General features: G+C 69.4%; 24 protein-coding genes. 14 read left to right on the top strand and 10 right to left on the bottom strand.

From position 1 onward, the window contains the following. Window positions 1-138 precede the first annotated feature (138 nt). Entirely contained in the window at window positions 139-1,506 is a 1,368-nt protein-coding gene (locus ACFZDK_RS05745; protein ID WP_390970006.1) for a cation:dicarboxylate symporter family transporter, read from the bottom strand. A 154-nt stretch (window positions 1,507-1,660) separates the two neighbouring features. On the opposite strand from ACFZDK_RS05745, the gene ACFZDK_RS05740 reads away from it, so the two are divergent. Together ACFZDK_RS05740 and ACFZDK_RS05735 are read left to right on the top strand one after the other, a co-directional pair. Next, complete coding sequence (locus ACFZDK_RS05740; protein ID WP_390970004.1) at window positions 1,661-3,286, top strand: ATP-binding protein; 1,626 nt, start codon at window positions 1,661-1,663, stop codon at window positions 3,284-3,286. Beyond that, a complete protein-coding gene (locus tag ACFZDK_RS05735) occupies window positions 3,286-3,963 on the top strand; it encodes a response regulator (RefSeq protein ID WP_390970002.1) in 678 nt (225 codons plus the stop codon). Before ACFZDK_RS05740 ends, ACFZDK_RS05735 begins: the two co-directional genes overlap by 1 nt. 43 nt (window positions 3,964-4,006) lie before the next feature. On the opposite strand, the gene ACFZDK_RS05730 is transcribed toward ACFZDK_RS05735, so the two are convergent. Next, window positions 4,007-4,567, bottom strand: coding sequence for a hypothetical protein (locus ACFZDK_RS05730; RefSeq protein ID WP_390970000.1), 561 nt, complete (start codon window positions 4,565-4,567; stop codon window positions 4,007-4,009). An 85-nt stretch (window positions 4,568-4,652) separates the two neighbouring features. On the opposite strand from ACFZDK_RS05730, the gene ACFZDK_RS05725 reads away from it, so the two are divergent. Together ACFZDK_RS05725 and ACFZDK_RS05720 are read left to right on the top strand one after the other, a co-directional pair. Further along, window positions 4,653-5,498, top strand: coding sequence for a nucleosidase (locus ACFZDK_RS05725; protein WP_390969998.1), 846 nt, complete (start codon window positions 4,653-4,655; stop codon window positions 5,496-5,498). 109 nt (window positions 5,499-5,607) lie between these two features. Then, window positions 5,608-7,578, top strand: coding sequence for a tetratricopeptide repeat protein (locus tag ACFZDK_RS05720; protein ID WP_390970119.1), 1,971 nt, complete (start codon window positions 5,608-5,610; stop codon window positions 7,576-7,578). A 5-nt stretch (window positions 7,579-7,583) separates the two neighbouring features. Here the strand turns inward: ACFZDK_RS05720 and ACFZDK_RS05715 are convergent, their stop codons facing one another. Further along, the gene (locus tag ACFZDK_RS05715) at window positions 7,584-8,057 is read right to left on the bottom strand and encodes an ATP-binding protein (protein WP_390969996.1); all 474 of its coding nucleotides are present in this window, start codon (window positions 8,055-8,057) and stop codon (window positions 7,584-7,586) included. A gap of 247 nt (window positions 8,058-8,304) precedes the next feature. Between ACFZDK_RS05715 and ACFZDK_RS05710 the strand changes: the two genes are divergently transcribed. Both ACFZDK_RS05710 and ACFZDK_RS05705 read left to right on the top strand, forming a co-directional pair. Further along, window positions 8,305-9,156, top strand: coding sequence for a Scr1 family TA system antitoxin-like transcriptional regulator (locus ACFZDK_RS05710; protein ID WP_390969995.1), 852 nt, complete (start codon window positions 8,305-8,307; stop codon window positions 9,154-9,156). An 11-nt stretch (window positions 9,157-9,167) separates the two neighbouring features. Then, window positions 9,168-9,359, top strand: a complete 192-nt coding sequence (locus ACFZDK_RS05705) for a hypothetical protein (RefSeq protein ID WP_181802713.1) — start codon at window positions 9,168-9,170, stop codon at window positions 9,357-9,359. Window positions 9,360-9,364: 5 nt separating this feature from the next. Here ACFZDK_RS05705 and ACFZDK_RS05700 read toward each other — a convergent pair whose 3' ends face one another. Continuing rightward, a complete protein-coding gene (locus ACFZDK_RS05700) occupies window positions 9,365-9,817 on the bottom strand; it encodes a TIGR03618 family F420-dependent PPOX class oxidoreductase (protein WP_390969993.1) in 453 nt (150 codons plus the stop codon). 140 nt (window positions 9,818-9,957) lie between these two features. Between ACFZDK_RS05700 and ACFZDK_RS05695 the strand changes: the two genes are divergently transcribed. The 4 genes from ACFZDK_RS05695 to ACFZDK_RS05680 all read left to right on the top strand — a co-directional run bounded on the left by ACFZDK_RS05695 (window position 9,958) and on the right by ACFZDK_RS05680 (window position 13,848). Further along, entirely contained in the window at window positions 9,958-11,325 is a 1,368-nt protein-coding gene (locus tag ACFZDK_RS05695) for an extracellular solute-binding protein (protein WP_390969991.1), read from the top strand. Then, window positions 11,322-12,194, top strand: a complete 873-nt coding sequence (locus ACFZDK_RS05690) for an ABC transporter permease subunit (RefSeq protein ID WP_390969989.1) — start codon at window positions 11,322-11,324, stop codon at window positions 12,192-12,194. The genes ACFZDK_RS05695 and ACFZDK_RS05690 overlap by 4 nt, the downstream gene beginning before the upstream one ends. Window positions 12,195-12,203: 9 nt before the next feature. Then, window positions 12,204-13,034 carry a carbohydrate ABC transporter permease gene (locus tag ACFZDK_RS05685; RefSeq protein ID WP_355727947.1) on the top strand — a complete coding sequence of 277 codons (831 nt, stop codon included), beginning with the start codon at window positions 12,204-12,206 and terminating at the stop codon, window positions 13,032-13,034. Window positions 13,035-13,134: 100 nt separating this feature from the next. After that, the gene (locus ACFZDK_RS05680) at window positions 13,135-13,848 is read left to right on the top strand and encodes an XRE family transcriptional regulator (RefSeq protein ID WP_390969988.1); all 714 of its coding nucleotides are present in this window, start codon (window positions 13,135-13,137) and stop codon (window positions 13,846-13,848) included. Between the two features lie 114 nt (window positions 13,849-13,962). Here the strand turns inward: ACFZDK_RS05680 and ACFZDK_RS05675 are convergent, their stop codons facing one another. Beyond that, window positions 13,963-14,988, bottom strand: a complete 1,026-nt coding sequence (locus ACFZDK_RS05675) for an ATP-dependent 6-phosphofructokinase (RefSeq protein WP_390969986.1) — start codon at window positions 14,986-14,988, stop codon at window positions 13,963-13,965. A gap of 186 nt (window positions 14,989-15,174) precedes the next feature. Here ACFZDK_RS05675 and pta point away from each other — a divergent pair, with 186 nt between their 5' ends. From pta to pyk, 3 genes are all read left to right on the top strand, one after another. Further along, complete coding sequence (gene pta / locus ACFZDK_RS05670; protein ID WP_390969984.1) at window positions 15,175-17,265, top strand: phosphate acetyltransferase; 2,091 nt, start codon at window positions 15,175-15,177, stop codon at window positions 17,263-17,265. Next, a complete protein-coding gene (locus ACFZDK_RS05665) occupies window positions 17,262-18,470 on the top strand; it encodes an acetate/propionate family kinase (RefSeq protein ID WP_390969982.1) in 1,209 nt (402 codons plus the stop codon). The genes pta and ACFZDK_RS05665 overlap by 4 nt, the downstream gene beginning before the upstream one ends. Window positions 18,471-18,543: 73 nt before the next feature. Further along, window positions 18,544-19,974: a pyruvate kinase gene (gene pyk / locus ACFZDK_RS05660; RefSeq protein WP_359224263.1), complete on the top strand. Its 1,431-nt coding sequence runs from the start codon at window positions 18,544-18,546 to the stop codon at window positions 19,972-19,974. Window positions 19,975-20,071: 97 nt separating this feature from the next. Here pyk and ACFZDK_RS05655 read toward each other — a convergent pair whose 3' ends face one another. The 4 genes from ACFZDK_RS05655 to ACFZDK_RS05640 all read right to left on the bottom strand — a co-directional run bounded on the left by ACFZDK_RS05655 (window position 20,072) and on the right by ACFZDK_RS05640 (window position 24,311). Then, entirely contained in the window at window positions 20,072-21,421 is a 1,350-nt protein-coding gene (locus ACFZDK_RS05655; protein WP_390969979.1) for a hypothetical protein, read from the bottom strand. Then, window positions 21,411-21,965 (bottom strand): DUF6114 domain-containing protein, encoded by a 555-nt coding sequence (locus tag ACFZDK_RS05650; protein WP_390969978.1) that lies wholly within the window; start codon window positions 21,963-21,965, stop codon window positions 21,411-21,413. Before ACFZDK_RS05650 ends, ACFZDK_RS05655 begins: the two co-directional genes overlap by 11 nt. 116 nt (window positions 21,966-22,081) lie before the next feature. Next, entirely contained in the window at window positions 22,082-22,714 is a 633-nt protein-coding gene (locus tag ACFZDK_RS05645; protein WP_390969976.1) for a DUF6230 family protein, read from the bottom strand. Between the two features lie 622 nt (window positions 22,715-23,336). Then, window positions 23,337-24,311 carry a tetratricopeptide repeat protein gene (locus ACFZDK_RS05640; protein ID WP_390969974.1) on the bottom strand — a complete coding sequence of 325 codons (975 nt, stop codon included), beginning with the start codon at window positions 24,309-24,311 and terminating at the stop codon, window positions 23,337-23,339. 246 nt (window positions 24,312-24,557) lie between these two features. Here ACFZDK_RS05640 and ACFZDK_RS05635 point away from each other — a divergent pair, with 246 nt between their 5' ends. After that, window positions 24,558-25,193 carry a TetR/AcrR family transcriptional regulator C-terminal ligand-binding domain-containing protein gene (locus ACFZDK_RS05635; RefSeq protein ID WP_390969972.1) on the top strand — a complete coding sequence of 212 codons (636 nt, stop codon included), beginning with the start codon at window positions 24,558-24,560 and terminating at the stop codon, window positions 25,191-25,193. Window positions 25,194-25,233: 40 nt separating this feature from the next. On the opposite strand, the gene ACFZDK_RS05630 is transcribed toward ACFZDK_RS05635, so the two are convergent. Further along, the gene (locus tag ACFZDK_RS05630; RefSeq protein ID WP_390969970.1) at window positions 25,234-26,934 is read right to left on the bottom strand and encodes a methylmalonyl-CoA mutase family protein; all 1,701 of its coding nucleotides are present in this window, start codon (window positions 26,932-26,934) and stop codon (window positions 25,234-25,236) included. Window positions 26,935-26,994: the final 60 nt, after the last annotated feature.

Genomic DNA, 26,994 nt, shown 5'->3' with positions numbered 1-26,994 from the left:
GCGGGCGGGAGGGCACTGCCGGTGGACATGCCTCCGGGCGGCTGAGCAACGGGGGAGTTCTCAGCCGCCCGGAGAGCGGTGACCGGACGGCCGGCCCGGGTTCAGGCCGGGCCGGACGCCCGGTGGTATTCGGGAGCCCTACGCCTTGGCCAGCTCCTCGCGCTGCTCGGGCAGTTCGGGCGTGGTGCTCCGGCCCTCGTCCAGCAGCGTCGTCTCGTCGAAGGGCAGCTCGCCCGCGAGCACCTGCTGCACCCGCGCCTTGTCGATGTCCTTCGTCCAGGTACCGATCAGGACGGTGGCGACGGAGTTGCCCGCGAAGTTCGTCAGGGCGCGGGCCTCGCTCATGAAGCGGTCGATGCCGACGATCAGGCCGACTCCGTCGACCAGCGCGGGCTTGTGCGACTGCAGACCGCCGGCCAGCGTGGCCAGACCGGCGCCGCTGACGCCCGCGGCGCCCTTGGAGGCCAGCAGCAGGAAGAGCAGCAGCGGGATCTGCTCGCTGATCGACATCGGCGTCCCGAGGGCGTCGGCGATGTACAGCGAGGCCATGGTCATGTAGATCATGGTGCCGTCGAGGTTGAAGGAGTAGCCGGTCGGGACGGTGATGCCGACCACGGCCTTGCTGACGCCCAGGTGCTCCATCTTCGCGATGAGCCGCGGCAGCGCGGACTCGGAGGAGGAGGTGGACAGGATCAGCAGGAACTCCCGGGCGAGGTACTTGAACAGCGTGAAGATGTTCAGTCCGGCGACGATCCGCAGCAGCGCGCCGAGCACCACGAAGACGAAGAGCACACAGGTCACGTAGAAGCCGAGCATCAGCACGGCGAGACTCTTGAGCGCGTCGAGCCCGGCGGAGCCGACGACGGCGGCGATCGCACCGAAGGCGCCGATCGGCGCGGCCCACATGATCATGCCGAGGATGCGGAAGACGAGCCGCTGGATGTGCTCGACACCGCGCAGCACCGGCTGGCCCACCGATCCCATGGCCTGCAGCGCGAACCCGGCGAGCAGCGCGATGAGCAGCGTCTGCAGCACCTGGCCCTCGGTGAAGGCGGAGACGAAGGTCGTCGGGATGATCGACAGCACGAAGTCGACCGGGCCGAGCGCCTCGGAGTCCACCTGGCTGTGCCCGGTGGCCTTGAGGGCCTCGGTGAGGTGCAGCCCGTCACCGGGGTGCAGGATGTTGCCGACGACGAGGCCGATGGAGAGCGCCACCAGCGACATCACCAGAAAGTAGCCGAGCGCGATACCGCCGACGGCGCCGACCTTGGCGGCCTTCCGTACGGACCCGATCCCGAGCACGATCGTGCAGAAGATGATCGGCGAGATCATCATCTTGATCAGATTGACGAATCCGGTACCGAGGGGCTTGAGCTCGACGCCGGCGTCGGGCCAGATGAGCCCCACGACGATACCGAGCGCCACCGCGGCGATCACCGCGATATAGAGGTAGTGGGTGCGGTCTCTCTTCACGGTGGGTGCGGCTGGGGCCGTAGGCGTCGTCATCACGGCTCGCCTCCTTGACGTCATCGTCGTTACGACCGGCGTGCGGCTCACGTCCGGGGGATGTGGGGGATGCCGTGACTATCTCCCGTTCTGTGAGGGCGGTCACCCTTCCGTTCATTTAGTTCGCACGTAACCCGGGAGGCACACTGCTGACATGCGCTTCCCGTCCGTCCCCCGCCCCCGCAGCCTCGCCGGCCAGCTGTTCGCCATGCAGGCCGTGCTGATAGCGGTGCTGGTCGCCGGTTACGCGCTGTTCACCTACGTCAGCGACCGTCACCAGGCGGAGGAGGCGGCGACCCGGCAGACGACGGCGGTGGCCCGGTCGGTCGCGGACTCGCCGTCGGTCCGCTCGGCGATCCACACCCGCGACCCGTCGGCCCGGCTGCAGCCGTACGCCCTCCAGGTCATGCGCGGCACCGAGGTCGACTTCGTCACGATCATGAGCCCGGGCGGGATCCGCTGGACCCACCCCGACAAGAACGAGATCGGCAAGCACTATCTGGGTCACATCGAGGCCGCCCAGCTGGGCCACACCTACAGCGAGACCTACAAGGGCACCCTCGGTGTGTCGGTGCGCACGGTGACCCCGGTGAACGAGAACGGCCGGGTGATCGGCCTGGTGAGCGCCGGCATCAAGGTGGAGGCGATCAGCCGGCGGGTCCAGGAGCAGGTCACGGCGCTGCTGGGAGTGGCGGCCGGAGCCCTGGTCCTGGGCGCGGTCGGCACCTACGTCATCAACGCCCGCCTGCGCCGCCACACCCACGGCATGAACGCGGCCGAGCTGAGCCGGATGCACGACTACCACGAGGCGGCGCTGCACGCGGTGCGCGAGGGGCTGCTGATGCTGGACGGGCAGTACAGGGTGGCGCTGATCAACGACGGCGGGCAGGAACTGCTGGGCGTGGGCTCGGAGGGGGACGTGGTGGGCCGTTCGGTGGCCGAGCTGGGCCTGCCGGCACCCCTGACGGGTGCGCTGCTGGCCTCCGAGCCCCGGGTCGACGAAGTGCACCTGACGGCGGACCGGGTCCTGGTGGTGAACACCTCGCCGGTCTCGGGCGGCGAGCGCCGCGGCACGGTCGCAACCCTCCGCGACGTCACCGAACTCCAATCCCTCATGGGCGAGTTGGACTCGGAACGCGGCTTCACCCAGGCACTGCGCTCGCAGGCCCACGAGGCCGCGAACCGCCTCCACACGGTCGTCTCCCTGATCGAACTCGGGCGGGCTTCGGAGGCCGTCGACTTCGCCACGGCCGAGCTGGAGCTGGCGCAGGCGCTGACGGACCAGGTGGTGGCCGCCGTCAGCGAACCGGTCCTCGCCGCCCTGCTGCTGGGCAAGACCGCCCAGGCGAACGAGCGGGGCGTGGAGCTGGTGGTCTCGGACGAGAGCCGGCTGGATGACGGTTTGCTACCGGAGAGCCTGTCGGCGCGCGATCTGGTCACCATCCTCGGCAACCTGATCGACAACGCGGTGGACGCGGCCCAGGGAACGGTACGGGCGCGTGTGACGGTCACCGCGTACGCGGACGACGACGCCGAACTGGTGATGAGGGTGACGGACACGGGTGCGGGGGTCGACCCCGCCCACGCCGAGTTGGTCTTCCAGCGCGGCTTCTCGACGAAGCCGGCCGGCCCCGGCGGGCGGGGCCTGGGACTGGCACTGGTCCGGCAGGCGGTGGCACGGCTGGACGGAACCCTGACCGTGACGGAGGCGGCGGAGGGCGGCGCGGTGTTCGAGGTGCGGTTGCCGCTGCGGGCGGCGGCGGTCGGGGGTGACGTGTGATGGCCGAGCCGATTCGGGTCCTGGTGGTCGAGGACGACCCGGTGGCCGCGGACGCCCATGTCCTCTACGTCGGACGGGTCCCGGGATTCGTGGCGGTGGGCAAGGCGCACACCGGAGCGGAGGCCCGCCGCATCCTCGACCGCACCCCGGTCGACCTGCTGCTCCTGGACCTCCACCTGCCGGACGTCCACGGCCTCCAGTTCGCCCGCTCCCTGCGCGCGGCAGGGCACCAGGCGGACGTCATAGCGGTGACCTCCGCCCGGGACCTGGCCGTGGTCCGGGAAGGCGTCTCGCTCGGCGTCGTCCAGTACGTCCTCAAACCCTTCACCTTCGCCACCCTCCGCGACCGCCTCATCCGCTACTCGGAATTCCGCGCGGCGGTGGGCGAGGCCAGCGGCCAGGACGAGGTGGACCGTGCCCTGGCCGCCCTTCGCGCCCCTACCCCTGCGGCACTCCCGAAGGGCCTCAGCGCCCCGACCCTGGAACGCGTCACCATCGCCCTGCGCGAGTCGAAGGAGGGCCTGACCGCCGCGGCCCTGGCAGAGAGCGTGGGCATCTCCCGCATCACGGCCCGGCGCTATCTGGAGCATCTGGTGGAGGCGGGCCGGGCCGGGCGGAGTCCGCTGTACGGGCAGGTGGGGAGGCCGGAGTTGGTTTATCGGTGGGGGAAGCGGTGAGACCCTCGGCGGCCCCTGCCGCGTGAGCGTCAACGGTACGGCGTCAGGCCGGGGTCCGTGCCGGTCTCGCCGGCCTCATGTACAGCAGGACCTGCACTCCGAGCCCCACCACGGCGAGCGCCTCCAGCACCGACAGGCCGACCAGCAGCCCGCCGCCGTGCCCGCCCGCCCAGAAGACCACCAGCGCCGCCAGCGGCACCGCGCAGAACGCCGTCAGATCGATCACGGCCTGGACGGTCTTGCGGGTCCGCCGCCGGACGTCGGTCCGGTGGTAGGCCTCCCAGCCGAAGGTGGCGAACTCCGGTTCGGCGGAAGCGAGTCGAGCCAGCCGAGGCCCCAGCTCGTCCCGCACGTAGAGCCCGATCGCCGAGATCTTCTCGTCGTTGACCAGGTACGTCCACCCGAGCACCACGCACACCGGCGGCAACGCCAGCAGCATCGACGGCTGCTTGGCCTGCGCCGCCGCTGCGATGACGGCGGCCACCACCCCGAGCGTCACGTACAGCAGGTTGTCCCGGAACCCGATCCGCGCCTTCTGCTCGTCCTTGACCGTCTGGTACTCGGCGAGCAGCAGCTGTCCGACAGTGACGCCCTGTTCCGACATACCGCGCTCCCCCGCCCAACGGTCCGACCGCCCCCCGACGACCATACCCACGCCCCGGCAGGCGACGTGCCGCTACCGTGGACAGATGCCCGCGAAGCGACCACGTCCCACCGCCACGGCCGTCGTCCTCACCGCTCTTCCGGAGGAGTACGACGCCGTCCGCGCCCATCTGGTCGACGCCGAGGAGATCGTCCACCCCAACGGCACCCGGGTCGAACTCGGCCGGCTGGCGGACGCGTCCGGGACCGTGGCGCTCGCGGAGCTGGGCGTCGGCGCCCTGACCGCAGCCTCGCTCACCACGCAGATCGTCGACTGGCTCACGCCGGAGGCCGTGCTCTTCGTCGGCGTCGCGGGCGGGCTCAAGGACGACATGGAGATCGGCGATGTCGTCGTCGGCACGAAGGTGTACGCGATCCACGGCGGGAAGCAGACGACGGACGGCTTCCAGGCGCGCCCGGAGGTCTGGCTCGGCTCGCACCGGCTGCTGCAGGCGGCGCGGTCCGCGTTGCGGGACATGCCGCAGGTGCGGGGGCACCGGAAGCCGATCGCCGTCGGCGATGTCGTCCTGGCCGACGACAGATCGGCCTTCGCCGCCCACATCCGCCACCACTACAACGATGCCTGCGCGATCGAGATGGAGGGCTCCGGCGCCGCCCACGCGGCCCACCTGAACGGGCAGTTGGACGCCCTGGTGATCCGCGGCATCAGCGACCTCGCCAACGCCGGCAAGCACACGGCCGACGCCTCGGGTTCGCAGACACTCGCCGCCGAACGGGCCGCGTCGGTGGCGGTGGGGATCCTGCGCAAGCACCAGCCCCGGGAGTCCTCCGACTCCGAGGAGGATCCCCAAGAACGGCACGGGGGCGACCACATCGACTTCAGGGGCGGCACCTTCTACGGCCCCGTCACCGGCAAGCAGACCGGACGCTAGCGGCAAGGGCACGGCCCACGGTCCGGTTCCCCAGGCGACGGCGACCCTGCCGCCGCGCCCACTGGGTTTCACCGGCCGGTCGGCGGAACTGGACCGGTTGCTCCCGCACCTGGCTCCGGACAAGGCCGACAGGGATGTCCTTCCACTCGTTGTCTTCGCGGTCACCGGGATGGGAGGCATTGGCAAGACCGCGCTGGCGGTAGAGGCGGGGCATCGGGCGCGCGGGGAGGGGTGGTTCCCGGGCGGCACGCTCTTCGTGGACCTGCGCGGGTACGACGCCGACCCGGTCACGGCAGACCAGGCGGTCCTGGCCCTCCTCGACGCGCTCGGCGTCCGGGGGACGGATCTGCCACCTACGGCGGAACGTCAGTACGACAAGTACCACGCAATCCTCGCCGAACGGCGGGACCAGATGCTGCTGATCCTGGACAACGCCTCGGATCCGTCTCAGTACCTGCCCCTTCTGCCGAGCACGGACCACCACCGCGTGCTGATCACCTCCCGGGACCGCCCCGACGCTCTGCCGGTACGCCTCATCGACCTTGAGACCCTCGACCCGGACGACTCCGTCGCCCTGGTCAGCCGCGCCCTGTACGACACCGACGAGCGCGACGACCGTCCCACCCGCGAACCGGACGCCCTACGCGAACTGACCGACCTCTGCGGCCACTTGCCCCTGGCCCTTCAGATCGCAGCTGCGATGCTGCGCCGACGCCGACACCGGAGCATCTCCTCACTGATCGCCGAGATCAAGAAAACCGGGGACCCGACCACCGTCCTCGACAAGGGCAGTCGCGGTACGGATCAGTACGGCCGTTCGCTGCTCCTCCGGCCAGTGCTGGAGACCTCGTATCGCCGACTGCCCGCTGATCAGGCTCGGTTGTTGCGGCTGCTGGCCCTGGCGCCGGGCGCGGAGACCGGCACGGAGGCGGTGGCCGCACTGGCCGACCTCGATGAGGAGAGCGTGCTGTCCTTGCTGGAGGACTTGGCCGCCACGCATCTCGTCACGCCGGTCCGGGACGGCGAGGGGGCAGCTTCGGTGGTGCGGTGGCGGTTGCATGACTTGGTGCGGGCGTATGGGGTGGGTGCGGTGGCGGGGGATGTGGGGTTGCGGGAGGAGGGGGAAGCGGCGCGGGAGCGAGTGCTGAGGTTCTATCGGCGGTGGGCGTATGCGGCGGATGGTCGGTTGCGGTGGTTGCCGGGGATGGTGGAGTCGGAGCGGTTCAGGGACCGGGGTGCGGCGTTGGCTTGGTTTGACGGGGAGCGGGCGGGGCTGGTGGCAGCGGTGGGGTGGGCGCGGGAGGAGCGTTACGCGGGCACGGCGGTACGGCTGGCTCTGTGTCTCGGGGAGTATCTCGACTGGCGGCGGTATTTCGACGACTGGCTCACTGTGGCCAGCACCGCGCGGGAGGCCGCTCACCGCACCGGGGACCATGCCCACGAGGCCATCGCGTCGGACCATCTCGGCATCGTCCTGCGGGAGTCGGGCCGGGTCGCGGAAGCTATCAAGGCCCACACCCACGCCCGCGACCTGTACCAGGCTGCCGACGACCGCCTCAGCGAGGCCATGGCGTGGAACAACCTTGGCATCGTCCTGCGGGAGTCGGGCCGGGTCGCGGAAGCTATCAAGGCCCACACCCACGCCCGCGACCTGTACCGAGATATCGGCAACCGCCATCGCGAGGCCGTCGCGTGGAACAACCTCGGCCTCGCCCTCCGGGAGTCGGGCCGGGTCGCGGAGGCAATCGAGGTCCACGCCCACACCCGCGACCTGTACCGAGATATCGGCGACCGCCACCGCGAAGCCACCGCGTGGAACAACCTCGGCCTCGCCCTGCGGAAGGCGGGCTGGGTGGAGGAAGCGATCGAGGCGTATGCCATGGCGTTGAGCATCCATCAGGAGTTCGAAGACTGGTACCGGGCCGGCCAGACCTTCCAGAACCTGGCCGACACCCACGAGATCGCCCATCACACGGCCGACGCCCGCGCCTGCTGGCTCCAGGCTGCCGACGCCTACACCCGCGCCAACGCCCCCGTCAAAGCCGCCCAGGCCCGCGCCTGGGCCGCCGAACTCGATTAACCCCCTCACCACCCCGCCCCCCACCCCGGCAACACCGCCCACATCCGCGTCCCACCCCCAGGTTCCCGCCCCTCCCCGAACCCCCACTCCCCCTCACACGCCCGCACCACGCAGCCCAGCAACCGTAGCGCGGCCCGCCTCCGCACCTCGCAGGCCTCCGCCACCCGAGGGTGACGATGCCGAGGATGCCCGTCGTAGAGGATCACCCGCAGCGCGTCCTCCCGGTACCGCAGGGACACGTACATGTCCTCCCCCGGCGTGAACCGGCAAGCGCATGCGGCCAGTTCACTCACGACCTGTACGGCCGCGTCCGTCAGACCCTCCAGCCCGTGCACCTTCAGGACGACCCGGGTGGCCGCCCGCGCGACCCGGCAACTGGCCGCCCCGGCAGGCAGCGTGAAGCTGTAGGCGAGCGTGCCCGGAGACGGCGCCGCCATCTCCGAGACCTCGTCCGCGACGACGGGACAGGACGTAGCCATGAGTAACTCCTCTTCATCAGACGGGACTTGAGACGCAAACCCGACCCCACCGGTGGCCTGTCACGCGAACCCGGGCAGGCTCGCGCGATGCACTTCCGGTGACGTCGATCCGTAAGCGACCCATCACTGACTGTAGAGATGTGAGGGGGCTTTTTGCCACCTACTCTCCGAGATTGCCACTATCGAGGTGGACCAAGCCCGCGCTCGGGAGGCAGACTTGCGCCACAACCAACGGAGGAACTGACACATGCCACCGAGGTCAACGCCCACGGAGCGACAGAAGCGACTGGGCGCCGAGTTGCGAAAGATGCGGATCGCGGCGGACGTGACCACCGACTACGCCGCCGGACTGCTCGGGCTTGACCGCACCAAGGTATCCAACATGGAAGCGGGGGCCCGCGCCATCTCCCCCGAGCGCGTGCGGGTCCTCGCTTGCAACTACGCCTGCCATGACAAGGCGTACGTCGACGCACTGGCCGAGATGGCGAGCGACCGTAAGCGGACCTGGTGGGACGCGTACCGGGGTCAGCTCCCCGCAGGGCTCCTCGACATCGCGGAGCTGGAGTGGCACGCCAAGAGCGTGCGCGTCGGTTTGTCCCTGATCATGCCCGGTCTGCTCCAGACCGACGGTTACGCCCGCACGATGTTCTCCGCCGCGCTGCCGCCCCTCTCGGCGGCAGAGGTCGAACTACGCGTGGCCCTGCGCATGCAGCGGCAGCAGGTCCTCTTCCGCGACGACCCCATCATGTACACGGGATATGTACACGAGGCCGCCCTGCGGATGGAGTTCGGCGGTGCCAAGGTGACGCGAGGACAACTGGGCCACCTGTGCGACGCGTCCGAGTGTGACAACATCAACGTGCGCGTGATCCCCTTCAAAGTCGGGGTGTTCCCCGGGGCCGGCCAGGCGGTGACCTACGCCGAGGGGCCGGTTCCCCAGCTCGACACCGTGGAACTGGACTCCGCCCACGGCCCCGAGTTCACCCACGGCCAGTCACAACTCGACAAGTACCGGGCCCACTTGGACTGGATGGAAGCCGCGTCACTGTCACCCGAGGCCTCACGCGACTTCATCCAGGTCATCGCCCGCAACCTCTGAGGAGCCACCCGATGCCTGACATCACCTGGGAAGAGCCGTTCTGCACCGAAGGCGCCAACTGCTTCCGCCTAGGCACCGACCCCCAAGGCAACGCCTACATAGCCGTCGCGGGCCAGGAGGACACCTACCTCACCGACACCCGCGAAGCCCTCCGCACCCTCATCCGGGACATCAAGGCCGGCAGAGCCGACCATCTGCTCTAGCCCCTCTAACCCTCCAACACCCCCGGCCGGAACGGCTCCACCCCGACCACCCGTCGCACCTTCACCGGCTCGATCAGCAGCATCACCCGCCGCTCTCCCGGCAGCAGCCACGGGTACCGCTCCTCCCCGATGTACTTGCGGGTCAGCCGGTCCATGGACCGCTCCGCCTCCTCCCCCTCCACGAACCGCACCACCCGCCCCCGGATCTCCACCCGGTCGTAGGGGTTGTCCGGGTCGTGGTGCGAGAGCGAGACGGCGGGGTTGCGCCGCAGGTTCTCCTCCTTCACGCGGCCGATCGCCGTGTTGACCATGACGTGGTCGCCCTCCAGGTCCACCCACATGGGCGACACCTGCGGCGCACCGTCGGGCCCGACGGTGGCGAGGTGCCAGAAGTTCGGCCCCAGCAGCCGCTCACGAACGTGCTCGTCCAGCCTGCCTGTGCGGTCCACGGAATACATGGGGGCATCCTCACCCCCTCCGTCCCCCAGCAAACCCCCGCACACTCATTGACCTGACTAGACCACTCCACTTACCTTCACACGGCAAGAGAGACGAACCCCCAGGCCACAGCGCAGTGGCCACCGAGGAGGTCGTGCCCGTGCGCCCCACCGCCGTCAGCATCCTTGCCCTCGCCCTCGTCACCTCGGCCGCCTCCCTCACCGCGTGCAGCGGTGGGTCGGGGAGCAGCCCGGACACCGTGAAGGTGTCCTTCAAGCAGTCGATGGACAACTCCGTCAAGGTGACGGACAACTACCTCGCGGACATCAAGAAGCAGTTCGAGAAGGAGTACCCGGGGAAGAAGGTCGAGCTCGTCCCCATCAAGGCCACGGACTCGGAGTACTACACCAAGCTGCAGCAGATGCTCCGGTCGCCGAGAACCGCGCCCGACCTCGTGTACGAGGACACCTTCCTCATCAACTCCGACATCACCAGCGGGTATCTGAAGCCCCTCGACTCCTATCTCGCCAAGTGGGGCGACTGGGGGCAGTTCATCGACACCGCGAAGACGGCCGCGAAGGGCGAGGACGGGAAGACGTACGGCGTGCCCGACGGCACCGACACCCGCGGCCTGTGGTTCGACAAGCGCGTGTTCGAGAAGGCCGGGCTGCCGGCCGACTGGCAGCCGAAGAGCTGGGACGACGTGCTCGCCGCCGCCCGGACCATCAAGGCGAAGGTCCCCGGCGTCACCCCCCTCAACGTCTACACCGGCAAGCCGGCCGGCGAGACCGCGAGCATGCAGGGCTTCGAGATGCTGCTGTACGGCACCAACGACGGGACCAGCGACCCCCTGTACGACAAGACGAGCAAGAAGTGGATCGCCGGAGGGCAGGGGTTCAAGGACGCGCTGTCCTTCGTCGAGACCGTGTACAAGGAGAAGCTCGGCCCGGACGTCTCCGACGCGCTCGATCCCAACTACCGGAACACGCTCTGGGGTGAGCTGATGCCCCAGAGCAAGGTGGGCATCAACCTCGACGGGTCCTGGCTGCCGCAGTCGTGGGGCAAGGGCAGCGGGCACGAGTGGTCCGACTGGTCGAAGCAGCTCGGGCTCGCCTACATGCCCACCCAGCACGGGCAGGCCCCCGGCAAGGTGAGCATGTCCGGCGGCTGGACCTGGTCCATACCCGCCAAGGCCGGCAACCCCGACCTCGCCTTCGACTTCATCAAGACCATGCAGACCAAGGCGAACGCGGAGAAGTGGTACATCGCCAACTCCGGGATCGCGGTGCGGAAAGACGTCGCGAGCGACCCGGCCTACACAGCCGCCCAGCCCGGCATCAAGTTCTTCACCGATCTCGTCGCGAGCACCCACTACCGGCCCGCCTACCCGGCGTACCCGAAGGTCTCCACCGCCATCCAGGAGGCCATGGAGAGCGTGACCACCGGTGACGCGTCGGTCGACAAGGCGGCAAGTACCTACGATTCGACGCTCAAGGACGTCACCGACGACCAAGTGGTCACCCAGTGACCGCCCGGCGCGTCGCCCGCGCCCTGCCCCGCGCCCTCCCCCTCACCCCCGCCCTGGTGCTGCTCCTCCTCTTCCTGGGCGGGCCGATCGTCTACTGCGCCTGGATCGCCTTCACCGACCTCCAGCTCACCGGTCAGGCGCACTCCTCCTTCGTCGGTTTCGCGAACTTCCGCAGGGCGTTCCACGACGACGCCTTCCTGAACGCCGTCTGGCTGACCCTCGTCTTCACCGTGCTGTCCTCGCTCGTCGGGCAGAACACGCTGGGGCTGGCGCTCGCCGCGCTGATGCGACGGGCGTCGAAGCCGGTGCGGACGCTCACCGGCGGAATCGTGATCACGGCGTGGGTGCTGCCGGAGGTCGTCGCCGGGTTCCTGCTGTACGCGTTCTTCCGGCGGGAGGGCACCCTCAACGCCATCCTCGACTTCCTCCGTCTGCCGTCCCAGAACTGGCTGTTCACGCTGCCCATCCTGGCCGTGTCGTTCGCCAACGTGTGGCGCGGCACCGCCTTCTCGATGCTCGTCTACTCCGCCGCGCTCGACGAGATACCCAACGAGATCGAGGAGTCGGCGGAGGTGGACGGCGCCGGCGGCTGGCGCCGGATGTGGCACATCACGCTGCCGATGATCCGGCGGTCCATCGGGACCAACCTGATGCTCAACACCCTCCAGACGCTCTCCGTCTTCGGGCTGATCTGGGTGATGACCCGGGGCGGGCCCGGCGGCAAGAGCCAGACCCTGCCCCTGTTCATGTACGAACAGGCCTTCCAGAACAGCATGATCGGATACGGCACCGCCGTCGCGCTGCTCCTGCTCCTCGTCGGCTCGCTCTTCTCCGTCGTCTACATGCGGCTGCTGCGTACGGAGGTGTGAGAGAAACCGATGCCCCGCAGACAACGCCGTTCCCGCCGGCTCGCCGCCGACCTCGGGCTGCTGATCGTGGCCGCCGCCTTCGTGCTCCCGCTCGCCTGGGTGCTGCTCTCCGCCGTCGATCCGCACGCCGGTCTGCGGGTCCGGATCCCGGACGGGTTCACCTTCGCCAACTTCGACGCGATCCTCACCCCGGACATCACCTACACCCCGCTGCTCAACAGCCTGATCCTGTGCGGGGGCGCCACCGCGCTCACCGTCGTCTGCGCCGCCCTCGCCGCCTACCCGCTCTCCCGCTACCGCTCCCGCCTCAACCGCCCGTTCCTGCTCTCCATCCTCTTCGCCACGAGTCTCCCCATCACCGCGATCATGGTGCCGGTGTACGCGCTGTTCGTACGGATCAACCTCATCGACACCATGCAGGGCACGATCCTGTTCTTCGCCGCCTCCCAACTCCCCTTCGCCATCTGGCTGATGAAGAACTTCATGGACGGCGTACCGAAGGAGCTGGAGGAGGCCGCCTGGACGGACGGCGCCAACTCCGCCCAGTCACTGGTGCGGATCGTGCTGCCGCTCATGGGACCCGGGCTCGCCGTCGTCACCGTCTTCGCCTTCGTGATGATGTGGGGCAACTTCTTCGTCCCGTTCATGCTGCTGCTCTCGCCGGACCAGATGCCCGCCTCGGTCAGCATCAACGACTTCTTCGGCAACCGTGGCATGGTCGCCTACGGCCAGCTCGCCGCGTTCTCCGTCATCTACTCGACGCCGGTGATCCTGCTGTACGTGCTGGTCGCGCGGCGGCTCGGTGGTGGGTTCGCACTGGGCGGCGCCGTCAAGGGATGAACAGGTCGACCGTACGGTCGAATCCGTACGTTCCCACAATCCGTGTTCCTGGCCGAACGGACCGTAGTCAACACCCCCGCGCACCCCTACCTTGTCGGCTGTGCGCCGACCCCCAGCTCTGCCGAACCAGCCAGGTCCCCCCTCCAACGCCCCCGCCGCCCGCAGACTCCGGGCCGCGCTCGGTATGGGACCCGAGCATGTGGCCCACGATCTGCGCGCCTCGTACGGGATGCCGTACGCCACGCCCGATCTCGTGCGGGCCTGGGAGCAGGGGGCCATGGCCCCCACCAGCCCCGAACTCACCGCGCTCGCGGGCGTGTTGTGGTGCGCCCCGGGTGACCTGATCGGCCGGCCGCGGACACTGCGCGAGCACCGGATCGCGCGGGGCATCGCACCGGAGGACGTGGCCATGGCCGTCGGTCTCGAACTCCTCCCCTACCTGGAGATGGAGGAGGGCGGGGACTGGCGCGGCACGGACCGCCAGTCGGCCGTCCTCGCCGACCTCCTCCACCTCTCCCTCCCGGACTTCATCACCGTCACGGGAAAGGAGGAGAAGCTGGCCGAGCTGCTCCGCAACGCGGTCACGACCCGCTGGCAGGCGTACGTCCGCCAGGTGGGCAAGCTCGTCCCCCTGGACAAGTCCTTGATCGAGCCCACCCTGCGCGAACTCCACGAGGACTACCAGGGCCGCATGACGGCAACGCTGTCATGGGGTAATTCCCTCGCGTCAGAACACGCTCGGCAACTGGGCGAGGATTTCCTGGCCCGCATCATCACGCACTTCTGGAATACGGCGAAGAAGGGCACTTCTTGAACACCCCTGCCTGGACGCGCCCCGTCAGGGGCGCGGGGCTGTATTCAATATGCGGCTCCGCCGCGTGGGCGCGACCAGCCCCCACGCACCCGCGGCCGACAACGAACCGCGGCCCTAGAAAACCGACTCCGCCTCGTCCATCCGATCCTTCGGCACCGTCTTCAACTCGGTCACCGCCTCCGCGAGCGGCACCATCTCGATGTCCGTCCCCCGCAGCGCCGTCATCCTCCCGAAGTCGCCCCGGTGCGCCGCCTCCACCGCGTGCCACCCGAACCGCGTCGCCAGCACCCGGTCGTACGCCGTAGGCGTCCCGCCCCGCTGGACATGGCCGAGGATGACCGGCTTGGCCTCCTTGCCGAGCCGCCGCTCCAGCTCGTACGCCAGTGCCGTACCGATGCCCTGGAAGCGCTCGTGACCGTACTGGTCGATCTCGCCCTTGCCGTAGTCCATCGTGCCCTCGCCGGGATGGGCGCCCTCCGCCACGCACACCACGGCGAACTTCTTGCCGCGGGCGAACCGCTCCTCGACCATCTTGACCAGGTCGGCGGGGTCGAAGGGCCGCTCGGGGAGGCAGATGCCGTGGACGCCGGCGGCCATACCGGACTCCAGGGCGATCCAGCCCGCGTGCCGGCCCATGACCTCGACGACCATCACCCGCTGGTGGGACTCGGCAGTGGTCTTGAGCCGGTCCATGGCCTCCGTGGCGACCCCCACCGCGGTGTCGAAACCGAAGGTGCGGTCCGTGGAGGAGATGTCGTTGTCGATGGTCTTGGGGACGCCGACGACCGGCAGGCCCGCGTCGGACAGCATGCGCGCCGCCGTCAGCGTGCCCTCGCCGCCGATCGGGATCAGCGCGTCGATGCCGAACTCCTCGACCATGTCGGTGGCCCGGTCGCACGCCTCGCGCAGCCGGTCCCGCTCCAGTCGCGACGAGCCGAGGATCGTGCCGCCGAGGGCCAGGATGCCGCTGACGGCGTCCAGGTCGAGGGTGCGGTAGTGGCCGTCGAGCAGACCCCGGAAGCCGTCCTCGAAGCCGATGACCTCGTCGTCGTACTGCGCGACAGCGCGGTGTACCACCGATCGGATGACGGCGTTCAGGCCGGGGCAGTCGCCGCCTGCGGTGAGAACTCCGATGCGCATGGTGGTGTGTCTCCTGCTCGCTGTCGTTGCCGGTGAGCCGATCCGATTGTTTCATGCCACGCGGGGCGGCGAAATCCTGACGGGCGCCTTATCCGGCGTCGGGGGTATTGTCAAGAGGGTTCCGCTCACCCCGGTGGGCGATTTTTATGCGGCCGCACAAGGACTACACAGAGACGGAGTGCACACGTGACGCGCAGCGTGTACGTGACCGGGATCGACCGCGGCGACGGCCGCCAGGTGGTCGAGCTGGGCGTGATGGAGCTGCTGACCCGGCAGGTCGACCGGGTCGGCGTGTTCCGCCCCCTCGTCCACGACCGGCCCGACCGCCTGTTCGAGCTGCTGCGCGCGCGGTACCGCCTCGCCCAGGACCCGGCGACCGTCTACGGCCTGGACTACCACGAGGCGTCCGCCCTCCAGGCCGAGCGCGGCGCCGACGAACTGGTCTCCACCCTCGTCGACCGCTTCCACCTGGTGGCGCGGGACTACGACGTCGTCCTCGTCCTCGGCACCGACTACGCCGACACCCAGTTCCCGGACGAGCTGTCCCTCAACGCCCGGCTCGCCAACGAGTTCGGCGCCTCGGTGATCCCGGTGGTCGGCGGCCGCGACCAGAACACCGAGTCGGTGCTGGCGGAGACCCGCAACGCCTTCCGGGCGTACGACGGCCTCGGCTGCGACGTGCTGGCGATGGTCGCCAACCGGGTCGCCCGCGAGGACCGCGACGAGATCGCCGAGCGGATCGAGGGGCGGCTGCCGGTGCCGGTGTACGTGCTGCCGGACGAACCCGCGCTGTCCGCGCCGACGGTCGCCCAGATCACCCACGCGCTCGCCGCGAAGGTGCTGCTCGGCGACGACTCGGGGCTCGCCCGGGACGTGCTGGACTTCGTGTTCGGCGGGGCGATGCTGCCGAACTTCCTTCCCGCCCTGACCCCCGGCTGCCTGGTCGTCACCCCGGGCGACCGCGCCGACCTGGTCGTCGGCTCGCTGGCCGCGCACAGCGCCGGCACCCCGCCGATAGCCGGCGTGCTGCTCACCCTCGACGAGCGGCCCAGCCACGAGATCCTCACCCTCGCCGCCCGCCTCGCCCCGGGCACCCCGGTCCTCTCGGTGGCCGGCAACAGCTTCCCGACCGCGGCCCAGCTGTTCTCCCTGGAGGGCAAGCTGAACGCGGCCACCCCGCGCAAGGCGGAGACCGCGCTCGGCCTGTTCGAGCGGTATGTCGACACCGCCGGCCTCAACAAGCGGGTCTCGGCGCCGAGCACCGGCCGGCTCACCCCGATGATGTTCGAGCACAAGCTCCTCGAGCAGGCGCGTTCCGACAAGCGGCGGGTGGTGCTGCCGGAGGGGACCGAGGCGCGGGTGCTGCACGCGGCGGAGGTGCTGCTGCGCCGGGGGGTATGTGACATAACACTGCTCGGACCCGTCGACCAGATCCGCAAGAAGGCCGCCGACCTCGGCATCGACCTCGCCGACGCGCAGCTGATCGACCCGGCCACCTCCGAACTGCGCGACGCCTTCGCCGAGCAGTACGCGCTGCTCCGCGCCCACAGGGGCGTGACGGTGGAGCTGGCCTACGACGTGGTCTCGGACGTCAACTACTTCGGCACGCTGATGGTCCAGGAGGGGCTCGCGGACGGCATGGTCTCCGGGTCCGTGCACTCGACGGCGGCGACGATCCGCCCGGCCTTCGAGATCATCAAGACCAAGCCGGGGTCCTCGATCGTCTCCTCCGTGTTCTTCATGTGCCTCGCCGACAAGGTGCTGGTCTACGGCGACTGCGCGGTGAACCCGGACCCGGACGCCGAGCAGCTCGCCGACATCGCCGTCCAGTCGGCCGGTACCGCCGCCCAGTTCGGGGTGGAGCCGCGGATCGCGATGCTGTCGTACTCGACGGGTACGTCCGGTTCGGGCGTCGACGTCGACAAGGTGCGGGAGGCGACCGAGCTGGCGCGCTCGCGCAGGCCCGACCTGAAGATCGAGGGGCCGATCCAGTACGACGCGGCCGTGGAGCCGAGCGTGGCCGCCACCAAGCTGCCGGGTTCCGAGGTCGCCGGGCAGGCCAGTGTGCTGATCTTCCCGGACCTCAACACCGGCAACAACACGTACAAGGCCGTGCAGCGGTCGGCCGGCGCGATCGCCGTCGGGCCGGTGCTGCAGGGGCTGCGCAAGCCCGTCAACGACCTGTCCCGGGGCGCTCTCGTCCAGGACATCGTCAACACCGTCGCCATCACGGCGATCCAGGCCCAGAACCCCAGTGAGAAGGCGTCCGAGCAGTGAGCCGCACCCGTGTCCTCGTCCTCAACTCCGGCTCCTCGTCGGTGAAGTACCAGCTGCTGGACATGCGGGACAGCAGCCGGCTGGCGGTGGGTCTGGTCGAGCGGATCGGTGAGCAGACCTCCCGGCTCAAGCACTCCTGCCTCACCACCGGTGAGACCCGCGAGCTGAACGGGCCGATCGCCGATCACGAGGCGGCCCTGAAGACCGTGGCGGAGGAGCTGGCCAAGGACGGGCTCGGGCTCGACTCGCCGGAGCTGGCCGCGATCGGGCACCGGGTGGTGCACGGCGGGATGTTCTTCACTGAGCCGACCGTGATCGACGACGAGGTGCTCGCCGAGATCGAGCGGCTCATCCCGGTCGCCCCGCTGCACAACCCGGCCAACCTGACCGGTATCCGCACCGCGCGGGCGCTGCGTCCGGACCTGCCGCAGGTGGCCGTCTTCGACACGGCGTTCCACACGACGATGCCGGAGTCCGCGGCCCGCTACGCGATCGACCCGAAGATCGCCGACCGGCACCGCATCCGCCGCTACGGCTTCCACGGCACCTCGCACGCGTACGTCTCCCGTCGGACCGCGCGGCTGCTGGGGAAGGCACCGGAAGAGGTGAACGTCATCGTGCTGCATCTCGGCAACGGGGCGTCCGCCTCGGCGGTGCGGGGCGGGAAGTGCGTGGACACCTCCATGGGGCTGACACCTTTGGAGGGACTGGTGATGGGAACCCGTTCCGGTGATCTGGATCCGGCCGTCATTTTCCATTTGGCGCGAGTTGGCGGAATGTCCATGGACGAGATCGACACTCTTCTCAACAAGAGGAGTGGTTTGTTCGGTCTGTGCGGTGACAACGACATGCGGGAGATCCGGCGCCGGATCGACGAGGGTGACGAAGAGGCGGGTCTCGCCTTCGACATCTACATTCACCGCTTGAAGAAGTACATCGGTGCGTACTACGCCGTCCTCGGCCGGGTGGACGCGGTGGCCTTCACGGCGGGGGTCGGCGAGAACGCGGCCCCGGTGCGGGAGGCGGCCGTGGCGGGTCTGGAGGGGCTGGGGCTCGCCGTCGACCCGGAGCGGAACGCGGTGCGCGCGGCCGGGGCGCGGCTGATCTCGCCGGCGGGGGCACGGGTCGCGGTCGCGGTGGTGCCGACGGACGAGGAACTGGAGATCGCCACCCAGACGTACGCACTGGTCGGAAATAACAGCTGAGCAGCTTAACGCCCATTTGTATCTTCCACCAGACGGAATATTCCGTAGCGAAACAAACCGATAGGATCGCCCCATGCGCCGTTCGAAAATCGTCTGTACTCTCGGCCCCGCGGTCGACACCCACGAGATGCTCGTCTCCATGATCGAGGCCGGCATGAACGTGGCCCGGTTCAATTTCAGCCACGGCACGCACGCCGAGCACCAGGGGCGGTACGACCGCGTCCGGGCCGCCTCCAAGGAGACCGGCCGTGCCATCGGGGTCCTCGCCGACCTGCAGGGCCCGAAGATCCGTCTGGAGACCTTCGCCGAGGGACCGGTGGAGCTGGAGCGCGGTGACGAGTTCGTCATCACGACCGAGGACGTCCCGGGCGACAAGACCATCTGCGGTACGACCTACAAGGGCCTGCCGGGCGACGTCTCGCGCGGCGACCAGATCCTGATCAACGACGGCAACGTCGAGCTGAAGGTCCTGGACGTCGAGGGCCCGCGTGTGAAGACGATCGTCATCGAGGGCGGTGTCGTCTCCGACCACAAGGGCATCAACCTGCCCGGCGCGGCCGTCAACGTGCCCGCGCTGAGCGACAAGGACATCGAGGACCTGCGGTTCGCGCTGCGCATGGGCTGCGACATGGTCGCGCTGTCCTTCGTGCGGGACGCCAAGGACGTCAACGACGTCCACCGGGTGATGGACGAGGAGGGCCGCCGGGTCCCCGTCATCGCCAAGGTGGAGAAGCCGCAGGCGGTCGAGAACATGGAGGGCGTCGTGCTGGCGTTCGACGCCGTGATGGTCGCCCGTGGCGACCTCGCCGTCGAGTACCCGCTCGAGAAGGTCCCCATGGTGCAGAAGCGCCTGATCGAGCTGTGCCGGCGCAACGCCAAGCCGGTGATCGTGGCGACCCAGATGATGGAGTCGATGATCACCAACTCCCGTCCGACCCGCGCCGAGGCCTCCGACGTGGCCAACGCGATCCTGGACGGCGCCGACGCGGTCATGCTGTCCGCCGAGTCGAGCGTGGGCGCGTACCCGGTCGAGACCGTGAAGACGATGTCGAAGATCGTCGCCGCGGCCGAGCAGGAGCTGCTGAGCAAGGGCCTGCAGCCGCTGGTGCCGGGCAAGAAGCCGCGTACGCAGGGTGGTTCGGTCGCGCGTGCCGCGTGCGAGATCGCGGACTTCCTGGGCGGCCGGGGCCTGGTGGCCTTCACCCAGTCCGGTGACACCGCCCGCCGGCTGTCGCGCTACCGCGCCCAGCAGCCGATCATCGCCTTCACCACCGACGAGAACACCCGCAACCAGCTCACCCTCAGCTGGGGCGTGGAGTCGCACGTGGTCCCGCTGGTGAACAGCACGGACGCCATGGTGGACATGGTGGACATGGAGCTCGCCAAGATCAACCGCTTCAACCCGGGCGACACCGTGATCATCACGGCCGGTTCGCCCCCCGGTGTCTCCGGCACCACCAACATGCTCCGCGTCCACCACATCGGCGGCACCGCCGGCAACTGACGCACCCGCGAAGGCTCTTGTACGGCGCTGAGGGCGCCCCCTGTGAAGGGGGCGCCCTCAGGTGTTGCGCGGCTCCCGAACGGGCTTGTGGGTGCGCTCAGCCGGTCGTGTACACGTGCATCCCGGGCACGTGCAGGGTGCCACCGAACTGGCCGGCCTGGGTGACCTTCACTTTGGTGAAGTAGATCAGCGGGATGTTCAGCGGCGGCGGGTTGTCCGGGTCGAACGTGATCGGGATCAGACCGAACAGGTTGCCGGAGATGGACTCCGTGTACATCACCGTGTCGCCGTCGCGGATGGTCGACGTCGAACCGGAGGCGGCCTGGACGTGGTACGTCTTGCCGGACAGCGAGTCCTTCACCGTCTGGTGCAGGTCGCCGATGTCGGTGCCGCCCGAGATGACGTACTTCAGCACCTTCTTCTTCTCGCCGCTGGCCGTCTTCACCTCGACCACACCCTGGTAGTCGGCGCTCTTCAGCAGCAGCGAGCTGGCGCTCAGGTACCAGGGGTCGTCCGCCACCGGCACCTTGTTGTCGACGCCGCTCTCGTCGTCGGTGGCGACCGGGCAGTCGTCGGCCGACGTGCTCGAGCTCGCGGAGGCGCTCGGCGAGGCGGTGTCCGTGGCGGCGTCCGCGGCCGCCTTGGTGGCGGCGTCGGCCGCCTTGGTCGCCGTGTCGGTGGTGTCCTTCACGGTGTCCGTGACCGTCTTGGCCGCTTCGGAGACGGTGTCCTTGGCGGTGTCGGACGTGCTGCTGTCCTTGCTCGACGAGGAGTCCGAGGTCGCCGAGGGCGAGGGGGTCGCGCTCTCGGTGGCCGTCGAGCTCGACGAGGTAGACGTCGTCGTGCCGCCGCTGAGGATGCCGGAGATCGCGTCGCCGATCGAGTCCAGCAGTCCGCCGCTGCTGCTGCTGCTCGCGGAGGCGGACGGCGACGGGCTCGCCGTACTGCCCGAGTCCGAGGAGCCGGACGAACCCGACGAGTCCGAGGAGCCGGACGACGAGGACGACTTGGACGCGGACGGCGTCGGAGTGGCCGCGTCGTCGGAACCTGAATCCGAGGACGAGGACGTGTCCGAGGAGGACGTGGAGTCCTTCTTGCCGTCCGACGCCGAGGCGGACGGCGTCGCCGAGTCCGTGGCGTCGTCGCTCGCGCTCGCCGAGGGGGAGGGCGAGGAGGACTCCAGGGCGGAGACACAGTCCTTGTACTCGTCGGCCGTGAGACTCTTCGAGGTCGGCGACGACGTGTTGTTGCTGTCGGCGAGGGCGAGCGTCGACGTGAAGCCCATGCCCATGAGCACGGCCGTCGGCATCGCCACGGTGGCTATCGCCTTGCCCGCCGGCATGTGGAACCTGGTGAACAGCGGCTTCTTTGGTGCCGCGTGGCGCGGCCCGGTTCTCACACGGGACTCGTCCACCCCAGTCCCGTGGGTCACCTCGTCAGCCGGCACTGTGCCTCCCGTTCGCCCCGTTCAGCGGGCTCGTTCCTGACAGGTCATTCGCCTCGTCCACGCCGTCCGCACCCGTGAAGTAGGTGACCTCGTCGGGGGTGTCGCTCCCGGCCGGGGGGACGTCGCCCTCCGGCTGCGGCTGCGGGGGGACACCCGGCGACCAGGCCACGGCCATCGCTCCGCCGACCAGGGCGAACAGGAAGCCCACGACGAAGCCGCCGAAGTTGGACACGGGCAGGGACACCAGCGCGAGCAGGATCGCGGCGACTCCCGCGAAGGTCCGTACATGCTTCTGGAACCAGAGGCTGATGCCCAGGACGACGAGCAGCACACCGATGATCAGGGATCCGGCACCCGCGGTGGTCGACATCGCGATCGTGAGATGACCGAGCTGGAGATGCGCGTACGGGAAGTACATGATCGGAAAGCCACTGAGCAAGACGAAGAGACCGGCCCAGAACGGACGCGTTCCCCGCCAGTCACGGAACTGCTGCCTCCGGTGGCTGAACTGACCGGGTGCGGCGGCAGGGGTCTCGGCGCTCATGGAAAACAGCTCCCTGGTGCGGTGTTGCTGTGGTGGTGATGTGTACCGCGCGTGAAGCACGCCCGGAGTGTGGACGGGCGGGGGTCCGTAAGGCCCCCCGCCCGTTCATTGAGTGCTCAGTAGCACTCGTGCGTTCCGGTCGACACCGACATGTGCAGACCGCTCAGCTTGAAGGTTCCGGCAGTGGTGGCCCACGCCGTCTGCTTCACGTTGGTCAGCGTGGCCGAGTCGGCCTGCTGCGCGAAGCCGTACGGGTTGGCCTGCTCGCTGCCACCCTTCATGCCCGGACCCTTGCTGGCGTCCTTGGCGGCCACACCGATGTCGATGTTGGTGAACGTCGCGTCGGCGCTCAGGTCGTCGAGGTCGATGTAGAGGTTCGACGCCTCGACCGGGGTGTCGGCGCCGGCCTTCAGCGTGAGGCTGACCGAACCGAGTATCGGGATGTTCGGCGTGACCACGGACTGGCACATGTTCTGGATCTTCGCGCTCTTGAACGCGGAGACAGCGACGGGGTGAACCGTCTTGTCGCCGCTGAGCGTGTAGCCCGAGTCAAGAGCTCCGTACTGCTCGAAGCCCGTGCCGTCGAGCCGGTCCGCGGTCACCTTGAACGACTGACCGGAAACGCTGAACGACGCGGCGAGAGCGCCCTGCGCGAGGGCGACACCTATACACGCCGTGGCGGCGACGCTGGGCACCATGACCACAGCGAACCGCTTCCATCTGGTCCCGCCACGCACCTGGGACTCCATATTTCCTCCTTCTCGGACGTACATCTCCTGGCCCGGACTCGCCCCCAACGGCGGCTCAACCGGGCAGGGATGGGAGAAGTGCTACGTCCTCGGAAGGGGAGCGCCCGAGCTCACAGGCGCGAACCGCACCTCGATCACCGGCGATCACCCCCGAGCGACAACCACTGGTCGCGCCTGACACGCATCACGCACAACCTTGCTGGACAGGCTTCGCCTCAGGGCGAAGACCCCCCTGCCCAAGAGTCGGCGCCACTGCCGCCGACTCTGCTCGGTGGGGACCCAGATGAACCCGCGGGCCCGACTGGCCGTCGGGGTACGGGAATGGACCGAGCGTCGCCGATCGTGGTGCATTCTCGCCGCCCGCACAAGGGGCTTCGTTACTGGGTAGTAACGGGCGGATAACCGAAGGACGACCCGCTGGTCTCGGAGAGCGACTCTGGGTGGCTTCGAGGGGGAGAACAAAACTGTTGATCCATGGACGGAACCAGACAGATCAACGCCCCTGATTTACTGCGAGTAACAGCGGCCGCGATTACCAAGATTTGGTAAAGAGCGGCCGCCGTGACATCTCGTCGGCAAATCTTTCACTCGGGCATCACAGGACGTGACGTTTAGCGACTGGTCAGAACAGCGCCCGCGCCAGTGCCCGACGCGCCCCCACGACCCGGGGATCGTCGGTGCCGACGACCTCGAAGAGCTCAAGGAGCCGTCGCCGTACGGCATCCCGGTCGTCCCCGGCGGTCCGCTGCACGGTCTCGATCAGCCGCCCGAAGGCGTCCTCGACATGCCCGCCCACCAGATCCAGGTCGGCGGCCGCGATCTGCGCCTCGGCGTCGCCCGGCTTCCCGGCCGCGTCCTCGCGCACCCGCTGCGGGTCCATCCCCTGCACCCGCCTGAGCAGCTCGGCCTGCGCGAGCCCCAGCTTGGCCTCGCTGTTGGCCGGGTCGTCGCTCAGCACGTTCTGGTACGCCTGGACGGCACCGCCGAAGTCACCCGCGTCCAGCGCCTGGACGGCGGCCTCGAGGAGGGCGTCGTACGGGCCGGCCGGGATCGCGGTCTCGGCCGGGGCGGCACCCGGCTGCGCGTCCGGGTCGACGACCAGCCCGGTCAGCCCGAAGCGCTCCTCGGCGACCTGGATCAACTGGTCGAGGGTGCCGCGGATCTGCTCCTCGCCGGCCGCCCCCTGGAAGAGCGGCAGGGCCTGCCCGGCGACGACGGCGAACACCGCGGGGATCCCCTGGATCCCGAACTGCTGCATCAGCATCTGGTTGGCGTCGACATCGATCTTGGCCAGCAGGATGCGGCCGTCGTACTCGACGGCGAGACGCTCCAGGACCGGGCTCAGCTGCTTGCAGGGCTGACACCACTCGGCCCAGAAGTCGATGACGACGGGGACTTCGGCGGACCGCTGCAGGACATCGCGCTCGAAGCCGGCTTCGTCGACGTCGATGACCAGATCGGCCGGGGAGACGGCGCCGACCCCACCCTGCCGGGCCGTTTCGGCGCGCGTCTGCTCGGCCTTGGCCTTGGCCTCCTGGGCCGCCTTCACCGCGGCGAGGTCGACGACGCCGCTCATGGACATGTTCCGTGGCTGCATGCGTCTATCCTCCCCCGTTCCCGCGCGTGTGTGAAAAGCGTTGTGAAAGACAGGTCTGCTGTGCGTTTTCTGCCGGCGCCGGGTCCCCACCCCACGCCTCATGGTCGTCGCCCGTTCGATCGCCCGTCCGGTCACCCTCGAGCTTTCGCTACGACCCGTAGCGTAATCCCTTCGCGGGTCCCCGCGACACCACATTCCGGTGATCTCCCTCACGGCATCACAGGAACCGCCGGTTATGGTCGTGGAATGCAGAGCCGCACCCCCGCCAGCCGTACCGGACGCCCGCGCAGCGCCGCCGCGGACGCGGCGATCCTGGCGGCGACCCGCCAGGCGCTGGTCGAACTGGGCTGGTCCAAGCTCACTCTGGGGGACGTGGCGACCCGCGCCGGGGTGGCGAAGACGACGCTCTACCGCCGCTGGGCCGGCAAGAACGAACTGGTCGTCGACGCGGTGGCGGAGCTGTTCGACGAGCTCGAACTCCCCGACCGGGGCAGCCTGGCGAACGACATCGAGGGCGTGGTGCTCCAGTTCGCGGCGATCCTGGACCGCCCGGAGGCCAAGAGCGGGCTGATGGCGGCGGTGGCCGAGTCGACCCGGGACGAGGCGCTGCGGGAACGTATCCGCGCCTCCATCGTGGACCGTCAGAAGCGGCTGGTCGTGGAGGGCCGCGAGCGGGCCCAGCGGCGCGGCGAGCTCCCCGAGCAGCCCGACCCGTGCGAGGCGGACCGCACGGCGGACCTCATCTTCGACCTGGTGGCGGGCTCGGTGGTGCACCGCGCGCTGGTGAGCGGCAAACCGGCGGACGAGGAGTGGGTGCACAGCCTGACGCGGATCCTGCTGCTGGGCCTGGCGGGCGCGGCGGGCGACGCCGAAGCCCACTGAGGCCCGCCGAGGCCCGCTGAGGCCCGCTGAGGCCTGGGGGTCAGAACCCCGCCGGTTCCGTGTACACCCCCCACTCGTCGCGCAGCACCCCGCAGATCTCGCCCAGGGTCGCCTCGGCGCGTACGGCGTCCAGCATCGGCTCGATCATGTTGGCCCCGGAGCGGGCCGCGCCCAGCATCGCGTCCAGGGCGGCGCGCACCGCACCCTCGTCGCGCGCGGACCTCCGCTCTCCCAGCACCCGCACCTGCTCCCGCTCCACCTCGTGCGAGACGCGCAGGATCTCCAGGTCGCCGGTGACGGACCCGGTGTGGACGTTCACGCCCACCACCCGCTTGTCGCCCTTCTCGAGCGCCCGCTGGTACCGGAACGCGGACTCGGCGATCTCCCCGGTGAACCAGCCGTCCTCGATGCCCCGCAGGATCCCGGAGGTGACCGGCCCGATCGGGTGCCGTGCGTCGGGGTGGGCGCGCAGCCCCCGCTCCCTGATCTGCGCGAAGATCTTCTCCGCGTCGGCCTCGATCCGGTCGGTGAGCTGCTCGACGTACCAGGAACCGCCCAGCGGATCCGCCACGTTGGCCACCCCGGTCTCCTCCATCAGCACCTGCTGGGTGCGCAGGGCGATCTCGGCGGCCTGCTCGCTCGGCAGCGCCAGCGTCTCGTCGAGCGCGTTGGTGTGCAGCGAGTTGGTCCCGCCGAGCACGGCCGCGAGCGCCTCCACCGCCGTACGCACCACGTTGTTGTACGGCTGCTGGGCGGTCAGCGAGACACCCGCGGTCTGCGTGTGGAAGCGCAGCCACTGCGACTTGTCCGACCGCGCCCCGTACACGTCCCGCATCCACCGGGCCCAGATCCGGCGCGCGGCGCGGAACTTGGCGATCTCCTCGAAGAAGTCGACGTGCGCGTCGAAGAAGAAGGAGAGGCCGGGCGCGAAGGCATCCACGTCGAGCCCGCGCGAGAGCCCCAGCTCGACGTACCCGAAGCCGTCCGCGAGGGTGTACGCCAGCTCCTGCGCGGCCGTGGCTCCCGCCTCGCGGATGTGGTAGCCGGACACGGACAGCGGCTTGTACGCGGGGATGCCGGCCGCGCAGTACTCCATCAGGTCGCCGATGAGCCGCAGGTGCGGCTCGGGCTGGAAGAGCCACTCCTTCTGGGCGATGTACTCCTTGAAGATGTCGGTCTGGAGCGTGCCGTTGAGCACCGCCGGATCGACACCCTGCCGCTCGGCGGCGACCAGGTACATGCAGAAGACGGGCACGGCCGGACCGCTGATCGTCATCGACGTCGTGACGTCGCCCAGCGGGATGTCCTTGAACAGGACCTCCATGTCGGCCGCGGAGTCGACGGCCACCCCGCAGTGCCCCACCTCGCCGAGCGAGCGCGGATCGTCCGAGTCCCGCCCCATGAGGGTCGGCATGTCGAACGCCACGGACAGCCCGCCGCCACCGTTGGCGAGGATCATCTTGTAGCGCTCGTTGGTCTGCTCGGCGTTCCCGAACCCCGCGAACTGCCGGATGGTCCAGGCCCGCCCCCGGTACCCGGTCGGATACAGCCCCCGGGTGAACGGATACTCCCCCGGCCACCCGATCCGCTCGAACCCCTCGTACACGTCCCCGTCCCGGGGCCCGTACACCGGCTCCACGGCATCACCGGAGAGCGTCGTGAAGTCCGCGCCCCGCTTACGAGCCGCGTCAAACCGGGCCTGCCAGCGTCGGCGGCCCTCCTCGATGGCGTCAGCGTCCATACCATCGAATTTACTAGGACGTCCAAGTAAATGTCGACGAAGAACCGCCGTACGGGTGTT

Source organism: Streptomyces sp. NPDC007901, from assembly GCF_042959465.1.
Classification (GTDB): Bacteria; Actinomycetota; Actinomycetes; order Streptomycetales; family Streptomycetaceae; genus Streptomyces.
This window is presented reverse-complemented; position numbering and strand designations above follow the sequence as displayed.